This window comes from Nostoc sp. NMS2 (genome assembly GCF_017115105.1).
In the GTDB taxonomy this organism is placed as follows: domain Bacteria; phylum Cyanobacteriota; class Cyanobacteriia; order Cyanobacteriales; family Nostocaceae; genus Nostoc.
This window is the reverse complement of the sequence record NZ_JABXKH010000064.1, coordinates 127422-146636: the sequence shown is the minus strand read 5'-3', so window position 1 is coordinate 146636 and position 19215 is coordinate 127422. Positions and strand designations below refer to the sequence as shown.

Annotated in this window: 15 protein-coding genes and 1 tRNA gene; 7 read left to right on the top strand and 9 right to left on the bottom strand. The window is 42.1% G+C overall.

What is annotated here, in order from left to right; genetic code table 11:
• Positions 1-778 precede the first annotated feature (778 nt).
• A complete protein-coding gene (locus HWQ36_RS13165) occupies positions 779-1204 on the bottom strand; it encodes a nucleoside deaminase (protein WP_292703089.1) in 426 nt (141 codons plus the stop codon).
• Positions 1205-1292: 88 nt separating this feature from the next.
• On the opposite strand from HWQ36_RS13165, the gene HWQ36_RS13160 reads away from it, so the two are divergent.
• Both HWQ36_RS13160 and fghA read left to right on the top strand, forming a co-directional pair.
• Positions 1293-2084, top strand: coding sequence for an ion transporter (locus tag HWQ36_RS13160; protein WP_292703087.1), 792 nt, complete (start codon positions 1293-1295; stop codon positions 2082-2084).
• A 66-nt stretch (positions 2085-2150) separates the two neighbouring features.
• Complete coding sequence (gene fghA, locus HWQ36_RS13155; RefSeq protein ID WP_292703083.1) at positions 2151-3038, top strand: S-formylglutathione hydrolase; 888 nt, start codon at positions 2151-2153, stop codon at positions 3036-3038.
• Positions 3039-3066: 28 nt separating this feature from the next.
• On the opposite strand, the gene HWQ36_RS13150 is transcribed toward fghA, so the two are convergent.
• The gene (locus tag HWQ36_RS13150; RefSeq protein ID WP_292703080.1) at positions 3067-3843 is read right to left on the bottom strand and encodes an FUSC family membrane protein; all 777 of its coding nucleotides are present in this window, start codon (positions 3841-3843) and stop codon (positions 3067-3069) included.
• Positions 3844-4053: 210 nt separating this feature from the next.
• On the opposite strand from HWQ36_RS13150, the gene HWQ36_RS13145 reads away from it, so the two are divergent.
• On the top strand, positions 4054-4788 hold the full coding sequence (locus HWQ36_RS13145) for a Uma2 family endonuclease (protein ID WP_292703077.1): 735 nt from the start codon (positions 4054-4056) through the stop codon (positions 4786-4788).
• A gap of 133 nt (positions 4789-4921) precedes the next feature.
• On the opposite strand, the gene HWQ36_RS13140 is transcribed toward HWQ36_RS13145, so the two are convergent.
• A complete protein-coding gene (locus HWQ36_RS13140) occupies positions 4922-6505 on the bottom strand; it encodes a DUF1565 domain-containing protein (protein WP_292703074.1) in 1584 nt (527 codons plus the stop codon).
• Between the two features lie 165 nt (positions 6506-6670).
• Here HWQ36_RS13140 and HWQ36_RS13135 point away from each other — a divergent pair, with 165 nt between their 5' ends.
• A complete protein-coding gene (locus HWQ36_RS13135; protein ID WP_292703072.1) occupies positions 6671-9226 on the top strand; it encodes a hypothetical protein in 2556 nt (851 codons plus the stop codon).
• Positions 9227-9452: 226 nt separating this feature from the next.
• Here HWQ36_RS13135 and HWQ36_RS13130 read toward each other — a convergent pair whose 3' ends face one another.
• Positions 9453-11834, bottom strand: a complete 2382-nt coding sequence (locus HWQ36_RS13130) for a phosphoketolase (protein ID WP_292703069.1) — start codon at positions 11832-11834, stop codon at positions 9453-9455.
• Positions 11835-12275: 441 nt separating this feature from the next.
• Between HWQ36_RS13130 and HWQ36_RS13125 the strand changes: the two genes are divergently transcribed.
• Both HWQ36_RS13125 and HWQ36_RS13120 read left to right on the top strand, forming a co-directional pair.
• Positions 12276-12401, top strand: a complete 126-nt coding sequence (locus tag HWQ36_RS13125; RefSeq protein ID WP_292703066.1) for a hypothetical protein — start codon at positions 12276-12278, stop codon at positions 12399-12401.
• A gap of 95 nt (positions 12402-12496) precedes the next feature.
• Positions 12497-12664, top strand: coding sequence for a hypothetical protein (locus HWQ36_RS13120; RefSeq protein ID WP_292703064.1), 168 nt, complete (start codon positions 12497-12499; stop codon positions 12662-12664).
• Here the strand turns inward: HWQ36_RS13120 and HWQ36_RS13115 are convergent.
• From HWQ36_RS13115 to thrC, 4 genes are all read right to left on the bottom strand, one after another.
• A complete protein-coding gene (locus HWQ36_RS13115; protein WP_292703060.1) occupies positions 12637-12813 on the bottom strand; it encodes a hypothetical protein in 177 nt (58 codons plus the stop codon). The two genes, HWQ36_RS13120 and HWQ36_RS13115, sit on opposite strands and share 28 nt — an antisense overlap.
• Positions 12814-13084: 271 nt before the next feature.
• A tRNA-Cys gene (locus HWQ36_RS13110) sits at positions 13085-13155 on the bottom strand.
• A gap of 364 nt (positions 13156-13519) precedes the next feature.
• Positions 13520-14134, bottom strand: a complete 615-nt coding sequence (locus HWQ36_RS13105) for a chromophore lyase CpcT/CpeT (RefSeq protein ID WP_292703058.1) — start codon at positions 14132-14134, stop codon at positions 13520-13522.
• A 363-nt stretch (positions 14135-14497) separates the two neighbouring features.
• Positions 14498-15589 (bottom strand): threonine synthase, encoded by a 1092-nt coding sequence (thrC, locus tag HWQ36_RS13100; protein ID WP_012407520.1) that lies wholly within the window; start codon positions 15587-15589, stop codon positions 14498-14500.
• Positions 15590-16240: 651 nt separating this feature from the next.
• Here thrC and HWQ36_RS13095 point away from each other — a divergent pair.
• Positions 16241-16432: a hypothetical protein gene (locus HWQ36_RS13095; protein ID WP_012407519.1), complete on the top strand. Its 192-nt coding sequence runs from the start codon at positions 16241-16243 to the stop codon at positions 16430-16432.
• Positions 16433-16726: 294 nt separating this feature from the next.
• Here HWQ36_RS13095 and HWQ36_RS13090 read toward each other — a convergent pair whose 3' ends face one another.
• A complete protein-coding gene (locus HWQ36_RS13090) occupies positions 16727-19099 on the bottom strand; it encodes a hypothetical protein (protein WP_292703109.1) in 2373 nt (790 codons plus the stop codon).
• Positions 19100-19215 lie beyond the last annotated feature (116 nt).

Here is a 19215-nt window from a genome sequence, read left to right as displayed (position 1 = left end):
ATCCCATACGTTGGCGCTTGAGCGCTGTTGTAAGGTTGTTGTCATTGTTTTATAAGTGCGGTTAGTGATTTATGAATCAGGCTCGTTTGTCTTTGCCTGTGAATACACTTTACAACGCTTTACAATTTTTAATCAAGTTTTATCACTTTTGTAAATCTGATGGGACTCATCAGGTTTACTTATTAATTAAGCAAAGTTACGAGAAAGCTAAAGGATTTGATTTCAGATGAATTTCCGCGATCGTTTGCCTAAATCTGCGATATTGCGGTTACTTATACTATTTCTATATGAAGCAGTACGAAATCAACCTTGATAAGGCAAAGGGCTAAAGCCCCTTATCCCTCTTTTATTACTCCGAAAAAATAAAATATTCGTAGGTTGGGTTGAACTTTAGTGAAACCCAACAAAACCAGGGATTGTTGGTGTTGGGTTTCGTTCCTCAACCCAACCTACACCTAAATTCATCAAAGTCTTTAAAAATAAGAGTGGATGATTTTTATCCGACGAGAGTCATAAAAGAGCGTTATGTACCAATACGCTTGGGTTAAGGATTTTTTCGATAACTACAGAGGTCTGTAGAGACGTTGCATTGCAACGTCTCTACACTGCCCGCAGAACAAGGGCTTTAGTTTTATCTGAACCGTATTCCCTTATATATAACCTCACAGATAATGGTATTGGGGACAAAAAATATTCCAACCAATGGCCGTAGCAACTTTCAAGACAGTTGCTACAATGATTTGCACTTACCTAATGAAAAAGTTAAATGTGTTGTAGATTATTTAAATAACTCCAAACATTCATTTTTTAGAATGCCTTTGGTGACTTTGATGTTTCTAAATGATTTAGCGATTACCTCTTCACAAGATAGATTAATTTGTGATTGATTTATCGAGATTAAGTCTTGAATTGAAGCACCATATACAATTTCTGATAAACCACTCCAAACACAAGCAGTTGCACACATCGGACAAGGTTCGCCAGTTGTATATATACTATAACCTTCTAAAAAAGGGCTTTTAAGTTTAGCTGTTAAACTACGAATAACGTTGATTTCAGCATGGGCTGATGGATCGTTCTCTCTGACAACAGTATTATGAGCTACGGCAACAACCTCATTATCTTTCACAATCACAGCACCGTAAGGCGTATTTCCTTCTTTTGCTTGCGCCAAAGCTAAACGCATAAAATATTCTGGAATCATAGAAGGTGAGGTTAATATAAGGAGAATTATTAATAGTATCGTATTTCTGATGCTATAACTGGGAATTAAGATTAGTTAATAGTCGAATATGTTATTGAGCAGACAAGAAACAGAATTCTACTTAAAAGACCTAGAAACACCGATAGGTAAAGCGATTAATTTAACACTTGCCGCTTTGGTACTATTATCATCAGGAATCTTTGTCGCAGAAACTTATAACATTCCTGATTCTGTACGATTTCAATTACATCTAGTCGATACTGCGATCGTCATCATATTCGCGGTGGAATATTTACTCCGTTTGTGGAGTGTAGAAAACAAAATTCAGTATGTTTTTAGCTTCTATTCGATTATTGACATAATGGCAATTTTGCCATTCTTTCTAGGGATGGTGGATATTAGCTTTATCCGGCTACTGCGATGGTTTCGGATTTTACGATTAATCAGATTTATAGATAGAAAATTTTTATTCGCTACTATCAGCACCGAAGATGGCATGATCTTTGCGCGAATATTATTTACATTATTTGCAATTGTTTTTATTTATTCTGGCTTAATATATCAAGTCGAGCATCCGGTTAATCCTCAAAATTACGGTACATTTTTTGATGCATTCTATTTCTCTGTTGTGACAATGACAACTGTGGGATTTGGCGATGTTATTCCAATTTCTGAATTAGGACGTTTGCTTACGGTATTGATGATTTTCACAGGAATTGCACTGATTCCCTGGCAAGTGGGGGATTTAATTAAGCAAGTTGTGAAAACTGCTAATCAGGTAGAAACGGTTTGTTCCAGTTGTGGATTGGCTTTCCATGATATAGATGCTGGGTTTTGTAAAAGGTGCGGGACTAAGTTACCTAGTCTGAGGGTTGATTGAAATGCGATACGCGATCGCAACTACGGTATATAGTGCTAATTACCAGGTAGTTCGAGAATATAATCAATGCCTAGCGTCAACCTCATTTCAGGATATAAAAGCTTTGGTGGCAAACTCGGCTTTTACAGTCATTTTTCCTCCACCTGTAACGGTGAAATGCGTTTTGCTGTTTATCAACCACCACAAGCAACTCAAAAACCTGTGCCAATTCTCTATTTTCTCTCTGGGTTAACTTGCACGGAAGAGAATTTTATGGTGAAGGCGGGGGGAGTGCAACGCTTTGCGGCTGAGTACGGCTTGATGCTGGTTTCACCAGATACGAGTCCGCGTAATACTGGCATTGCAGGCGAGGATGATGACTGGGACTTTGGCACGGGTGCAGGCTTTTATGTTGATGCTACAGAAGAACCGTGGCGTAAAAACTACCAAATGTATAGTTATGTCGTCCACGAACTACCTGCTTTAATTAATGCAAATTTCCCTACTCAACCTGAAAAACAAGGTATTTTCGGTCATTCAATGGGGGGACACGGGGCGCTTGTCTGTGCGATGAGAAACCCAGAACTTTACAAATCAGTATCAGCCTTTGCACCTATCACTGCACCTATGCGTTGTCCTTGGGGACAAAAGGCTTTCGGTGGTTATCTTGGTGGAAATCAAGAAAGTTGGCGTGCTTATGATGCTAGTGAATTAGTCAAACAAGTAGGATATCACAGTTCAATTCTCATTGACCAAGGGACTGCTGATAAATTTTTAACTGAACAATTACTACCTGAAGTATTTGAGAAAGCTTGTGCAAATGTTAAGCAGCCGCTAAATTTGCGTTACCAAGAGGGCTATGACCACAGTTATTATTTCATTGCTAGTTTTATTGAAGATCATATCCGCCACCATGCGATCGCTTTATTGATTACAGTAGTTTTTATCTATTTAAACCCCACGTTTCTATTTTGATTTTTGAACAAGAATACGATCGATATTTTCAGGAAATCATTGATGGAATTCGAGCGGAGCAGGCAATAACTGAGCCAAGCAAGCGATCGCCATCCTGAATTAGCACCAATAACTGCTCATCCATGCAACTCCGAGCCGGCTTTCCAATCCGTGCAGTACCTAAAGTAGTCCGTGCAGTCTCTGATACTTGTCTAATTCCGAGAATATTTTCAGGTGTTGCTACCTTACCGAGAAATGCCTGAATGTACTTGGCGATTCCACTAAAGCAATCAGCCAAAGCCATCCTGAGTGGGTCATAAGGTTTAAAAGGCCACATTACTAAGGATAGTAGCATCGCCCATCCACCTGCAATTAGACATAGCAGCGATCGCATGAGTGCGGTTTCCAAGTTTCCTGGCTGTGCGATCGTGGAAATAAATGATACCCCTACCACCAAACCAACATTTGCCCCAGCGTTACCATACATTGACGCAAAACCTGAAGCAAGTCCCCAGAAAAATGTCAGTACTACAGATAACGCTGGAATTTTAGCGACTAGAGTACCTACACATACTGAAACAGCTATTCCCAAAGTAGCCGCCGCCATCGCCTTAGCTTTGATTTGGTAAGGGCCACCAACATTTGCTAAGTTGACAAAGTGAGCCATTAAACCGACAAATAATCCGATTTCCCTTTGGTTGATGAGTTGCCCAATTAACATAGGAACCCCTAACGCTAATGCAGCCCGCAAGCCGTTGGATATTGCTGGTTTTCCTGGCTCTGGCTGGATCAGAAACCTGAGAAAATTACTTCGATTCAACTGCATCGTTTTTGTTAATAAAACAAAATTTTTATCTAAATTTTCTTAATATTCTTATATATTTGGATTTATTCTAATTCATTGTGGGCAAGTGAGAGCTTTTCCAAGGAATTAAATATTAGGATGCATATTTTGTCACTTTATCACCGACAGACTGACATCACCTTCATACCGTCCCAAAAGCGATAAGATCAAAAATAAATTCATACTGTGTTTATGGCAACCCAACTCAGTGAAGCCAAATCCCAAACTGAACTGGTAATCTCTTGGGAAGCCTTGCCCAAGGATTTTAAACTAGAGGATGAACCAGTGGAGAATACAGGTCAGCCACTTTTGGCTGGTGCTTTGCGTGAAAGCCTAGAAATCAGTGGATTCATCCAACCCCAGATGTTGATAGCTTCCAACTTTGGTCTTTGTGCGACAGTCAACGGCCAGTTTATTGCTAAAGCACCTGACTGGGTTTATGTACCATCGGTTAATCAAGTTGTGGGTAATCGTAAAAGTTATACACCCAATTTAGAAGGAGATATTCCAGCGATCGCTATCGAATTTCTATCGGATACTGAAGGTGGAGAATATTCGGTCAAGCGAACTTATCCACCAGGAAAATGGTTTTTCTATGAGCAAATTTTGCAGATTCCCATCTATATAATTTTTGAACCAGATGGCGGTTTATTAGAATATTATCAACTGGAAAATAAACGTTATGAGTTAAAGCAACCTGACGAAAATGGTCGTCATTGGATTGATGTAATGGGCTTATTTTTGGGAACTTGGCAAGGAACAAAAGAAGCTCGCACTGGTTATTGGTTGCGCTGGTGGGATCAATCTGGTAATTTATTACCGTGGGCTGTGGAACAAATTGAACAAGAACGCCAGCAAAAAGAACGACTGATTGCTTATTTGCAATCTCAGGGTATTGACCCGAATAATTTGCCTCCGTTCGAGTAGTAATTAAAAACTGCGTTTCTGAAATTAAATATGAATTTGCTCTGCCTCTAATTTAGAACCCTTTTTGTAAGGGCAATTCATGAATTGCCCCTACAAAAATTATCCAATTTTGCAAAACAGATTAGTTTACCAATTAAGCAGTCACAATATAAGGCGAGTCGATCGCCGCTACACGACCAGCGTCTACCAAGGCTTGATATACTATTGCCGCTACCTCGGCGCGTGTAGCATCACGGGTAGGATTGAGTTGTTTGAGGTTCGGGTGATTGACAATAATGTCCTTGTTTATAGCTTTTACTACCTCATCCTTGGCATATTCAGGAATCTTGGCTTGGTCATCGAAAGCTTTAATAGATGCTGTACCATCAGTAGATAGCCCCAACCCATTCACTAGGGAGACAATCACTTGCACGCGCTGAATATTTTTGTTCGGGCCGAAGGTATTGTCAGGAAAACCAGAGAGAAATAAACCTTGATATGCCTGCTGAATAACCTTGGATGCCCAGAAATCTGATGGTACATCTTTAAATTTGACCACGGGACGGTTTGGCGATGGGTTGAAAGCTTTTACTAATAATGCGGCGTATTGCGCCCGTGTCATCGTAGCATCAGGTTTAAATGTGCGATCGGGAAAACCATTAACTATCCCCAATTTGACTAATTCCCGAATAAACCCACCTGCCCAATGATTCGTAATATCGGTTAATTCGATAGTAGGCGTGGGTGTTGGTGTGGGTGTCGGAGTAGGCGTTGGCGTAGGCGTTGGTGTTGGTATGGGTGTTGGCGTGGGTGTCGGAGTAGGCGTTGGCGTGGGTGTTGGGGTAGGTATAGGTGTCGGCGTGGGAACCGAACTATCTGCAAACTCTATGCTTCCCGCGACTTTAGACGCATCTATTTTATTTCCTATAGAAACCAGCTTGTTAGAACTGGCATTCTGCAAATCAAATTTACCGTTATTGCGTAGAGTATTACCTCCTAAGTTATTGGTACCGCCGATATCCGGTAGGGCAGTTCCAATTACTGTGATCCCATCATCAGTGTTATTTTCACTGACATTGTTACGTAATAGAGGACGGGCACTACCAGAGATGACAATTCCAGAACGGTTTTCGTAAATTTTGTTATCTCGAAGGATGGGTGATGCAGTATCACTAATAGCAATGCCAAAACCTGTTTTGAAGCAAGTATTACCTTGAATTTGACCTTTGGAATTTTTAGCGATCGCAATTCCATTGGCTGCATTCTCACTGAACACATTACCTAGAATAATTGGGTTTGCCTCACCTGTAGCAAATACTCCCTCCCGCTTACAGTTGGTGAAAGTGCTATTAGCAACAGTAGGAGCAGTTGATTCAATCCAGACACCACTACCACGGCTAGCTAGATTTGTTACAGTTACCCCCCTGAGTTCGGCTTTATCCAGCAGCACAAATGTGACATTCTGACCAGCAAAAGTACGGCTCAGGTAACTACCACTCCCTTCAATCAAAATGCCCTTGCCAGTGTTTGTTTCATTACCCACCACTGTCACGCCAGATGGAACCGTTAGCGGAAAGACTTCGCCGCTAGCAGCATTATAATTCCCATCTGCCAGTTGAATCTTAGTATCAGCAGTAGCTACCTTGAGGGCTTTGGTAATAGTTTTAAACGGGGCTTGTTGGCTACCAACGTTAGTATCGCTACCTGATACTGGATTTACGTAAAAAGCTTGAGCCATATTTATACTTTAATAAAATACATAGCTATCCTAGCGCTAACTATAAAGGTGGGTAGCAGTTGATGCATTAAGTAACTTAAAGTACTTCTCATTGCAAAGTTAAAGAATTATGCAAACACTTCTGGTGTTACAATACGTTCGATCTGAGTGACAAACAAGTCATAAATGAAATTCCAAAGAGTCCACAAATCTACCTTACAAAGTCAGCAAAAACCCCAAGAAATATCCAAGTTGACACCTCGATACTTTGGTATCCAGAGTAAAGAGACATCGGAGAAGCCTCTCACCCAAGAACAAATAGATAATCAAGCCTTCCAAATTCAAAAAATGGACGCTACAAAATTAGAGATCCAGGCAAAATATGGCACGATAACGCCAGAAGGACAGGAACGCTTGGGTGTATTGCAAGCCAAGATGAATAACTTCTGGATGCAGAGAAAAGAAAGTAGCAAGGGTCAGCCTAACCTGTTAGAAATCCCTGATTTATTTACAAGGCGTGAAACACGTTTAGCACAACAGATTCAGCCACAACTTACAATTGGGCAACCTGATGATAAGTATGAGCAGGAAGCAAATAGGGTAGCTACACATGTCGTAAGCCAAATGCATCAACCGCAGAGTAAGGATATTCCCATTCAGACGGCTTCTAAACTAAAGCATCAGGTTGGTGTAAGCGATAAGAGAACAGCATCAAGTGCATCGGGTAATGTAGTGAATACAGTAGATGGGATACAGTGTAAGGTAACTCAGACAGATGGAGATGTTATCCAGCTTGTTGGCGTTCAAGATATGATTAAAAAGTTTGAACAGATAGCACAAGAAAATAAAGTTTCAACTGACTCACAACCGTGGCTGAGTGATAACAGAAAACCAACAACAGATCGGATAACGAATAAGCCTATCAAAGCAGAGGAAGAGGCGCAACAGTTAGAATCCGAGTCTGGATCGAGCATTTATACAGATTCACAAGCCTCAGATTTTCGACCTCAGCAATCAAAGGAAGAGGTGAAATCAGAAGATGAAATACCAAGTACCTCCTCTGAATCAGAAACAACCTTATTCGATATCAATCGAGAGGTTGAGAAAAATTTAAATAAAATAGCAGACTATCTTTTTTCTAAAAATAAAATAGAAGACTTTATTTTGTCTCAATATAAAGGAGGCTCAGATAGGTTCATATTAAAACAGAAGTTTAAAGTTTTTTACGACGATATAATGCAATCATCACGAAAATCATTAACTGATTTACTGTCAAGTAAAATCCAAAATGGACTCACTGAAATTACTCCTTTAAGCGATGAAGAAATCATAAAATTCGTAGAAGAAATTGAGTTAATCGTAAAAGAAATTAAGTTAAAAAACGAAGCTGAACAGTTAAGAAAAGACAATGAAGATTTAATAAAAAATATTAAATTCAAGACAACATTTATCACTTCAAACTATAAAACTGTTACAAAATCTCCTAGTTCTTCCGATAGTAAAAAGCAACTAAGTCTAAAAGAACATCTAAAAGAAACTCAAGATATTCTTGAGGGTGGAGATATTACAGAAGCACGAGAAAAATTACCTGATTTGCTGCTAAACCCTGGTAAGGTTGTCTCTCTCTTGAGTGATGATGAGGTTCGAGGTCTCCTGCAAAAGTTTCTATCGCGGCATGACCCGGATAAGCTCAAGAAGCCAACGAACATAGAGATACCAAAAAGCAAAGTAGAAGAGCAAACTAAACCAGAGATACCAAAAAGCAAAGTAGAAGAGCAAACTAAACCAAAGACAACCGGGAAGGAACGCTGGAATAAACTGAAGAAGATAGTAAGAACAGATTCATCTTTACCTCAGATAAAAGGTAAATCTAAAAGTTTAAGTTATTATGACCGCGACAAGGCCAACGAAAATTACTGGTTAGAGGCATGGGATGCACTGCATCGACCTGCTTTTAAATTAGGAGATGAACATTTTGGAAAATGGTTGTATGAGACTGGAATTAAAAAATGGCTGGATGAGCAAGAAGCAAAAGACAAAGAGATGAGAACGGCTTTTGAAGAGCAAAAACAACTAGAGGATGGCGAAACAAATTTTTGGGAGTGGAAAGCAAAATCAAAGTATGCTGGGAAATCTTCACCACCTCCCACTACAGAGTCTTTCTGGGATTACCTAGCTCGAAAAAACATCAATATTCCAGGAGTCAAATACCTGGAGTCGGAAGCAGAGCGCAGACCAAGAGGAGTCACGATTAGCGGAGGTACATGGACAGATGCCTTTGGAGATGACCTTAGCTCAGAACGTATGATAGCTCATGGTGCACCAGATAATGGAAAAGATTGGATGATTTTTGTTCTTAGCCCTGATGGAAAGTTCTATGCTGATGGCCATAAGGAAGGGGAGTATCATCATTCAAGTGCTTTAGCTGGCATCCCAGTCAAAGGTGCTGGTGCCATTAAGGTTATAAATGGCACACTTGAAGCGATCGCAGATAAAAGCGGTCACTATAAGCCTAACATGCATCAGATGTATACGACTTTAAGACATTTGGAAAAATTAGGTGTAAACCCTGAAACTTATATGGTATATACAAGAGATTTGGGGGACATGGAAGGTAACAAATGGATTGAAAAATATGAAAACAGTGGTGAATTCAAAGAATACCGCGAACAGCAGCAAAAGAACTTAAATACAATAGAGCAGAGAAGAAAGAGGGAAAAAGCCTCACGGGAGCCAAAGTAATTTTAAGTAGTGCAAACGGTAGGGGTGGGCAACCCCAAACTAACGCGCTTTGGAGATGCTCTCCCTACTTTTATTGGTTGCAAAACCAGTAAAAGCAAAGAGCGTCAGCGATGCTAGAATCCCCCGAATTTATTCTTGGGAAATGTCAAGAAAACTCCCTTACCTACAAAGTCAGGGAGTTAGCAAAGTTGTATATTCTCTTCAACTGAAAAAGCCTGTCTTCCTATTAATACGGCCACTTCCAGTCCCGAATTTCCGGCATATCGTCGCCGTACTTCTCAATGTAATGTTTGTGTTCAATTAGCTTATCTTGCAGATGCTGTTTGACATAAGCCGCCCTATATCCTAGCTTTGGCACACGAGCAATTACGTCCATTACTAGGTGAAAGCGATCGAGATCGTTAAGCACAACCATATCAAAGGGAGTTGTGGTGGTTCCTTCTTCCTTATAGCCACGCACATGCAAGTTATGATGGTTGGTCTGGCGATAGGTTAGGCGATGAATCAGCCAAGGATAGCCATGAAAGGCAAAGATAATCGGTTTGTCTGTAGTAAAAATCGTTTCAAAGTCTTTTTCACTCAAACCGTGGGGATGTTCGCTTTTTGGCTGTAGTGTCATCAAATCGACTACGTTCACTACCCGCACCTTTAACTCAGGGAAGTGCTGGCGCAGAATATCCACAGCCGCTAAGGTTTCTAAGGTGGGAATATCCCCAGCACAAGCCATCACTACATCTGGTTCGCCGCCTTGGTCGTTGCTTGCCCATTCCCAAATACCGATGCCTTTGGTGCAGTGCTTGATAGCAGCATCAATATTGAGGTATTGCAATGCTGGTTGCTTTCCGGCGACGATGACGTTGACATAGTTACGGCTTCTCAGACAGTGATCGGTTACAGATAGCAAGGTGTTGGCATCGGGGGGCAAATACACGCGAACGATCTCTGCTTTCTTATTGATTACATGGTCGATAAAACCGGGATCTTGGTGAGAGAAGCCATTATGGTCTTGTCGCCAAACGTGGGAGGTGAGTAGGTAATTGAGGGAAGCAATGGGTTTACGCCAAGGAATATGTCTGGTCGTTTTCAACCATTTGGCGTGCTGATTGAACATTGAGTCAATGATGTGGATAAATGCCTCATAGCAGGAGAAGAACCCATGTCGTCCTGTGAGGAGGTAGCCTTCTAACCATCCTTGACAACAAGTTTCGCTGAGAATTTCCATCACCCGACCATCGGGGGAAAGGTGTTCATCTTCCGGGAGGATCTGGGCTGCCCAATCCCTGTCCGTGACTTCTAGCACAGCGCCTAAGCGATTTGATACCGTTTCATCGGGGCCGACGATGCGGAAGTTGCGGCTTTCTTGGTTAAGTTGCATGATATCCCGGAGAAAAATTCCTGCAACTTGGGTAGCTTCGGCGATCGCTTGTCCTGGTTTGAGAACATCTACAGCATAGTCTTGAAAGTCCGGTATCTTCAAGTCGCGCAGCAAAATGCCGCCGTTAGCGTGGGGATTGTCACCCATGCGTCGATGACCTTTGGGAGCCAGTTCTGCTAATTCGGGAATCAGCTTACCGTTGCTGTCGAAGAGTTCTTCTGGTTGGTAACTCTTCATCCAATCTTCTAGGAGTTTCAGGTGTTCTGGCTGTTTGGCGATGTTGCCAAAAGGAACTTGGTGCGATCGCCAAGAACCTTCAGTTTTTTTGCCATCAACTTCCTTTGGCCCTGTCCAACCTTTGGGGGTTCGCATGACAATCATCGGCCACTGGGGACGTTCAGTAAAACCGTGGACGCGGACTTCTCTTTGAATACTTTGAATTTGGGCGATCGCTATATCTAGAGTAGCCGCCATCTGCTGGTGGACATCTGCGGGATCGTCACCTTCAACAAAGTAGGGTTTGTAGCCGTAGCCTACAAATAAGCTTTCTAATTCCTCATGGCTAATCCGTGCCAATACAGTTGGATTAGCAATTTTATATCCATTCAGGTGCAGAATCGGCAGTACAGCCCCATCATGCACGGGGTTAAGAAACTTGTTGGAATGCCAGCTAGCTGCTAAAGCACCTGTTTCAGCTTCGCCGTCACCCACAACAGCAGCAACGATCAAGTCAGGGTTATCAAAGGCAGCACCGAAAGCGTGGACGAGGGCGTAACCTAGTTCCCCGCCTTCGTGGATGGAACCAGGGGTTTCTGGTGCAACGTGGCTGGGAATACCACCGGGGAAAGAGAATTGTTTGAAGAGTTTCTGAATTCCTTCAGTATCCTGGGAGATGTTGTGATAATACTCAGTGTAAGTGCCTTCTAGATAGGTGTTGGCTACCAGTCCAGGGCCTCCATGACCAGGGCCAGCAATATAGATCGTGTTTAGGTCATATTTTTTAATGACCCGATTCAGGTGAGCATAGATAAAGTTCAGCCCTGGTGTTGTTCCCCAGTGACCCAAAAGCCTGGGTTTGACGTGTTCCACCTTTAACGGTTCTCTCAGTAGCGGATTGTCAAGTAGATATATCTGCCCAACTGAAAGATAGTTAGCTGCACGCCAGTAGGCGTTGATCTTCCGTAATTCTTCATCTGTTAAAGGCTTTGTTTGTGGAGTTGTTGCTAATGTCATTATCGACACTCCCTTACAAAAAGTTTTTGATGGATTCATCAGTAAGGAATTGTACTTGTTTTCCAGATGATGGCCATCTACCCATGATGAATTTTTCCAGCCTTTGTTAGCGAGGAAAGACAGAGGGCAATTCTTGCTGGAGGCAGGAGGAAGAAAATATATTTTTTGCCCTCTGGGAAGTGGGTTAAAAGCCAATACGATTTAGTTAAGGCTAAAAAGCTGATTAGTGATGTGAAATTTCGGAGCTTCTACTCGTTTTCCAGTACCTCTGTGTTTTGGCTTTTTAGAGCGAAACTATGATACGGTTTTTTTCACGACCCTGGGATTATTACGGCGAATTTGTTCGGGTAATAATGTATCCAGAATCTCTAGGGTTAACCAATCCAAAAAAGGGGGAATTCTTCTGGTTGCAAATGTTGAAATTTAGGAATAGCACGACGAATGACCCGTAATGTTCCTGTAAAACTCCTTTCTTGGGAACAATACTTAATTTACATGACTTCTGGCGACGGGACAGAGAACAGCCGACCGGCTGGGATAGTCAAGTGCGATCGCACCCCGTGTTAAGGCGATAGATTTGTTAACCCAAATTGATTTGCAGAAACTTGCCGTAGACGACCTGAAAGACTTGATTTGTGTAGCACAGCAGGAGTTGAACTCTCGTGAACAAGCGGCTGAATAGTCTGAACATCGACCCAACACAGCTAGTCACTATAGAGCAAGCGCATGAGAAGCTTGGCAAAGGCTACAGCCGCAGTAGCATTTTGCGCCGAATTAAATCCGGTGAGTGGAAGGAGGGCATTCACTGGATCGACGATCGCAGTCCATAGGTGGCAATCATCCCATACAGCCACTGCCACGACTGACTTTTGATATTTTCCCGAAACTCGGCAATCAGTTTGTCACTGGGCAATTTTCGCGGCTGTACGGCTGCTGCTTTTTGATGTGGGGTTTTGAAGGTAGGGTTGCCCTCAGCCAAAGCCTGTTTCCCCTCCGCTCGATTGATACCTTGGTATTTGCTGCTCGAAGCTTGTCGTTTGCCTCGTCTATTCTGCTATCCAAAATTGTGACTAAAATTGTAACTACTCAATTGGCATACTTTGATGTATTCTGACACAATTAGGTATATTTTGACGCTTCTTTAGTACCCCAGTTTTACGCCAATTGACAGTTTGGGTTGCTTTTGAATTGCTATTAATTTACGGCATAACCCTTGTTTTGCAAGGGTTAGTGAGAAATAATGAGTTAAAAGGCGGCAGACGGATTTGAACCGTCGGTGGAGGTTTTGCAGACCTCTGCCTTACCACTTGGCTATGCCGCCACATCGACACTATAAAGTCTTTTTTGCCTACCAATTGATATGTTAAGCAGGCAATAGCATCAGTCTAATGATAGTAGCACAAGATTGTGAGGTAGAGATAGTGGGTTAACTGGATGTTTCTGGTAGTCTTTTAATCTTGCATCGTCGTCCAGGTTCTCGTTATATCTGGATTAGCGATCGCTAATCCAAACTTCTGTCATCATGACGCAGTGATAATTTAGCATACCTTAACCCATGCTTCCTTGCTAGGAGCGTGTTCCAGACCCCCTATTTGACACCATTTTTAAGAATGTCAATAAATAAATTAACAGTTGTAAGTGGGATGTCGTGAAATAGATGTTGATGAACATCTACCCACAAGCGGCTAACTTTGAGCATCTAGCGCGTTAATTAGCTTAACTTCATCGGCAAAATTAGCCCATCGGACAAAGTGAAATGGGCCGGCGATGGAACCCCAGAGACGCTCATCAGTGTCTAAATCTCTTCCCCGGTCGAGGCTGAAAAATTCTTTAGCGTCAATCTCAAATTCGTTATCTAAATAAGTATTTTTGCCGTCACGAACTACAATGCAGCCTTTACCAGGTTCAACCCTGCCTTTAAAGCTATTACCTGTCCACTCTACGACCATGTTGCAACCTGACATTTTTTCCAATTGGTCAATGGATAAAACTTTTAAACGTTCAGGTTCACGAGATGCGCCGTAAAACTTTTGTTCTTCTTTAAGGGTGTAGTGTTCAATAATAATATGATTTTCTACCGGAATCAACTTCATTACTCGCATCCGGTAGGGTTGATTGAGCATAAAATCATAAGCTTGTTCAAGAAACAAACTTACCCCTGAGAACAATTCCAAGGGAAGGGGACGGATACATACGCGAATGTGAGCATAAAAAGGTGGATTTTCAAAAGCTTGTTCTTGATTACTAAAGTCAGCTGACATCCATTGGGCTAAGGTAGCAATATCAGTAGAATGAGTCACGTTGCTTCGCTCCAAATTCAAAATTCAATAATTTTTAATCCCCATAAATAAATTTAGGGGCTTGTATCATTTTCTTTGTTGGTGATTATTAAAATGATCAACCAGTTGATTAAAAATTCTTTAGGATTATACCATTTTGGATTTTAAATTTTAGACTTCGACTTCGCTCAGTCGAACGATTTTGGATTGGGGATTGCCTGGCTGCATCTTGCTTAGTCTGAATTCATCTATCGCAAACATTTTGCAATTTGGGGTTATTTTTACACTAGTCAGACTGAAAAATCTTGGCTGCGATACCTCCGGTAGGCTTTGCCTACGCAATTTTCCAATTAGATATTACGATCGCTTGTATTTCCAGGCTGCTTAAAATCCCATTGCTTCGGCGACTGCGCCCAATTCTGCTGCAATCCCCTGTTTAAATTGACTGTGATTGTGTTTAATGGCTGTATCTGGGTCTTTTAGACCATTGCCTGTGAGGACACAAACCACTGTCGCCCCTGTAGGAATTTGGTCTTTTACCTGCAATAACCCAGCTACAGAAGCGGCGCTAGCAGGTTCGCAGAAGATACCTTCTGATGATGCTAAAAGTCGATAAGCATCAAGAATTTCTGCATCGGTAACGGCATGGAAATTTCCCTGACTTGCGGTTTGGGCTGCGATCGCTAATTCCCAGCTAGCAGGGTTGCCAATGCGAATTGCTGTCGCTAGGGTTTCAGGATGCGCCACGGGCTGACCGTGTACTAATGGGGCTGCACCTGCGGCTTGGAATCCCATCATTCGGGGTAAGCGATCGCACTTTCCATCTTGATGATATTGACAAAAGCCCATCCAATATGCTGTGATGTTTCCTGCATTACCTACGGGGATACATAGCCAGTCTGGGGCATCACCCAGCGCATCGACGATTTCAAAGGCTCCTGTTTTCTGCCCTTCTAGGCGGTAGGGATTGACCGAATTAACCAAAGTGACCGGATAGCTTTCGGCCATTTCGCGGACAATTTCTAGCGCTTGGTCAAAATTACCTTTAATTGCCAATACTTCTGCACCGTAAAGTAATGCTTGGGCTAATTTGCCCAGGGCTACATAACCGTCAGGAATTAATACAAAGGCATTCATTCCCCCACGCCTTGCATAAGCGGCGGCGGCGGCTGAGGTGTTACCCGTGCTGGCACAAATTACTGCTTTTGCTCCTGCTTCCTTGGCCTTAGAAATTGCCATAGTCATCCCCCGGTCTTTGAAGCTGCCGGTAGGATTTAAACCATCATATTTTACAAAAACCCGTACTTGTCTGCCAATACGTTCTGCGATCGCTGGCACTGGTATTAGAGGTGTGTTGCCCTCCAAAAGAGTGACGACTGGGGTTTTTTCACTGACAGGCAAGTATTGGCGATAGGCTTCTATCAGTCCGGGCCAGGGTTGGCGATGAGATTTAGCAACAGACAGGCTCAAAGTCACAGGATTTAAAATTTCTTAATGTTTTGGATTCGATATTTTAGAGAAAGTGGCAGATCGAAACGGAAGAGGAAGAAAGTGAATTTTTCTTTGCCCTGTCCCAGCCCTTTAGTTCCAAAAGAATATTACTTATAGAATATTATTTTTTGTGGTGCAGGTGTTTCACTTGCCATTTTTATTTAGAATACCAGTTAAATAGGCAATGCGCTGTCTCTCCTTGGCAGTAGTCTTGGGCGAGTCCTTGCCCAAAGACTACTGCCAAAAAGAGTGGATGTTAAAAAGGTATATTTTTAAAGAGATTGGGGGAATCTCTGCAGCGTAAGTCCTCAATTTTCATAATTTAGCAGAATTCTTGATATAGTCTACATATAATTCGTGCGTAAATTCCCCAAAAACGGCGATAATAATTCATACAACCATAATTGATAGGCTATCAATTTAAGTATTGCTAAGTATCGTCAAGTGGGCGGAAGCTTTGCACACTTAGGGTGATGTTTTCTTTGGAACACAGCCATTACGATCACCGTCTCTTATGATTGAACCTAAAATCCATTAGAGTAATTGATGAAAAATATACAATATTTTAATAAAGCTTAGAAGAGCATTATTATAATATTTCTAATGGTGTGAGTTAAATTGTGGATTTAATTAGCGATGCCTACTTGTTTATCTAGTGTTTCCGATCGCGAGTCCCAGGCTAACTGGGTCAGTAAGCTAACCAAGTCTTATTATCAAGACGATCAGCAAGCTAAATTTATGCATTTACAAGCAGAAGTAGACTCTCTGTTGCAGCAGTTGGAAAACCTGAAGAACCAACGTCTAGCCGAAACTAACCAAAAAGAATAAGTCAATCAATTTTGGATTTTAGATACTTCGACTGCACTCAGTACAAGTTTGCGATTTTGGATTGACCCTGACCACAAGGATGCAAGGCTTGGGGATTTTTAGATTTGTTCCGACCACAAGGGGAGCCGCTGCGGTCTTGGCTCGCAGCCAAGATGAGCAAGTGGCGTGCGGGGCTTGAACCGAAAACCAAATCCAAAATCTAAAATTAGCACGTTAATTTTGGAGATAGCGATGTCTACGACGGGCTACGCCTACGCCAGTGCCTCTTTAATTTAAATTTGATTAGGGGGCGTGCTATTCAAAGCGCTGATTTTTCTCTGACCAGCGCCTCAAACTGTAGTTATGAGCATTTTCTACTAATAAAGCTAAAGATTGCACGTCTGAAAGCTTGGCGATCGCAGAGAGTCTTTGTAAGTCATTTATTGTAAAATCAGTGTAAATGACTTCGTTGCTATCAGACAAAATTATAGTCCGGTCGCGGCGTTGCTCTGTATTTTCCGCCTGAATTTCAGGTGAAGACTGATTCAAAGATGCGATTGCTGCTGCTGAGATAGTCAGTATTATTTCTGGTTTAGCGTTATTTGTTAAATCAATCACTTGAACGGGCCAATCACCCAACTTTCCCTGCATCTGCTCAAAGGTAGGAATAGCACCAGCCGCAACTTCACCAGATTGCTGTAAAGATTGCCACACACTCGATAATATTACCTTCACCCCTTGGGGATTTTGTTGATGCAGTTCTTGGAGAGTGATGGGAGATGGTTGTACCCATTCCAGTGCTGCATTTGTCAAAGCTAGAGGTTTGGGTTGGAGAACATCGTTTTGATTCTCTGGAATTTTTGGGCCCGCAGCCAATAGGCGCAAAACTTTACCCTGTAGTTGTACTGCTTTGATAGCGGCTATAGTAATTTTTTGTTCTCCATTTGGCAACCAGACTATAATCTGGATTTCCGGGTCAGAAGTGATTCCCAAAGTTTTCCAGAAAAATTGGGCGGCGGCAGTTTTGGGTGGGTGCAAATTCTCAAAGGGGGAATTTAGCCAGCTTTTACCGTCATTAAATGCACTCACCTCTACCTGATACCAAACTTGATTATCAGTGAGTTTCAATTCTGCTGAGGAATTTGGTTGCAGCCACTCGCTACTAGTAACTTGAGTAATTGGTTGCACTGTACCAACAATCTGGCTAGGGTGAGTAGAAGATATTTGCGACTTTGCACCCTCACCATTGAGTCTTGCTAACAGACCTTGAATATAAGCAAGATTATCTTTTGTAATTTTTGGTTGCGTCTTTAACCAGGAATTAGCGTGTTCTTTTCCCTGCTGAACTGCCAAAATCAAAGCGAACCAAGCTTGCACATCTAGTCTATTTGGGTTCACCCGCAACGCTGCGGCTGTGCGATTCCACAACCGTTTTTTATCGGCTTTGAGTAGAGTCGCAATTTCTTGGGCATTATGTGGCGACGCTTCAAACACCTGTAATGCTTTCCCCCAGCGACCATCAATCAAGTCTGCTAGCACTTCTTGACTAGGACTTGCCCATTTTTTCTGGGCTTGGGTTTTAGTAAGTTGCGAATGCAAGCGAATCAAATCCATTTGCGCTTGCGCCACCTCTGGAAAAACTCCTTTGCGCTGTTTCTTGATAAATTTCAACCATTCAAAAGCTGGTGTCCATAGTCCACTACGGGCAATTGACAAGGCGTTTTGGTATGCAGAATCTTTGAGGGGTGCTGATTTGAGGGTAATCGCCTCTAATTCAATTGGTTTGAGAAATAACTTCACAGGCTTGACTTGGTAAACCTGTAAATGCGGTTCTAAACCTATAGTTTGATCGACAACTAACTCTTTTGTACCATCACCAGTTACCTGCTGCCATCTGGGTAATTGTCCGTTGGGACTTGTCCAAGACAACATTTGTAGTAAATTGGTGCGTTGTGGATTGTAGTATACAACTTCACCATAAGCACCAGTACCTTGTTGGCGATGACCCCGCAAATTAAACCAAACCCCTGATGATGGTGTCCCACCGTCAAAGCGTTGCACTTCAGTTAAAGGAAGGGGAATACTGATATCTTGGGGTTCTGATGTCTCATCAAGTGAGGGTGAAATCACAGAGGATTCCTCTGGCCCAGTTACAGGTAATTGAGTGGCTAGATAGTAGTAATTTTCTGACTGAGATTTAAACTCTAACTCTTGTGATAGCTCGTAAACCCTGAGTTCGACAAGTTTTTGACAATCAGATTGACAATTAGCACGCTGTTGCAAAACTGGCAGTAAAAAAGAGTCTTTCGCATCTTGACTTAAAGGCAGAGTTTCGCCAAATATTTGGTTTTTTTGACTCAAATCGAGTTTAATTTGTTTGAGAGTTTTGGGGCGTTCGTGGTTCCCAAGGGGGATTTGTGCCCATGCAGGTAAAATTTTATTTAGCCAGCTTACCTGGTCTGGATTGAAGATGAAGAGAACGCTAATCCAGGCGAAAACCATAATTAGACTAGCACTACTCAACAAAATTGCGTAGCTTGCCACCGTAGGCATCGCTAACGTTGACGAAAACCAACTTCCCCCTTTTAGCTTTTTCTGGGGTTTTTTAGCGATGCGTTTCATCACACCTGTATGAGGTTTATTTTGTTTAGAGGCTTTTGGTGTCAGCTTGCGTGGACGATTTGCCATAGATTGGGGATTAAATAATTCGTAATTCGTAATTCGTAATTCCCGTTGCGTAACGGTTTTAGACATTTTAAATGGTCTGTTTATTTCCGCCGTACTGTACTAGGTACTGGGAACTA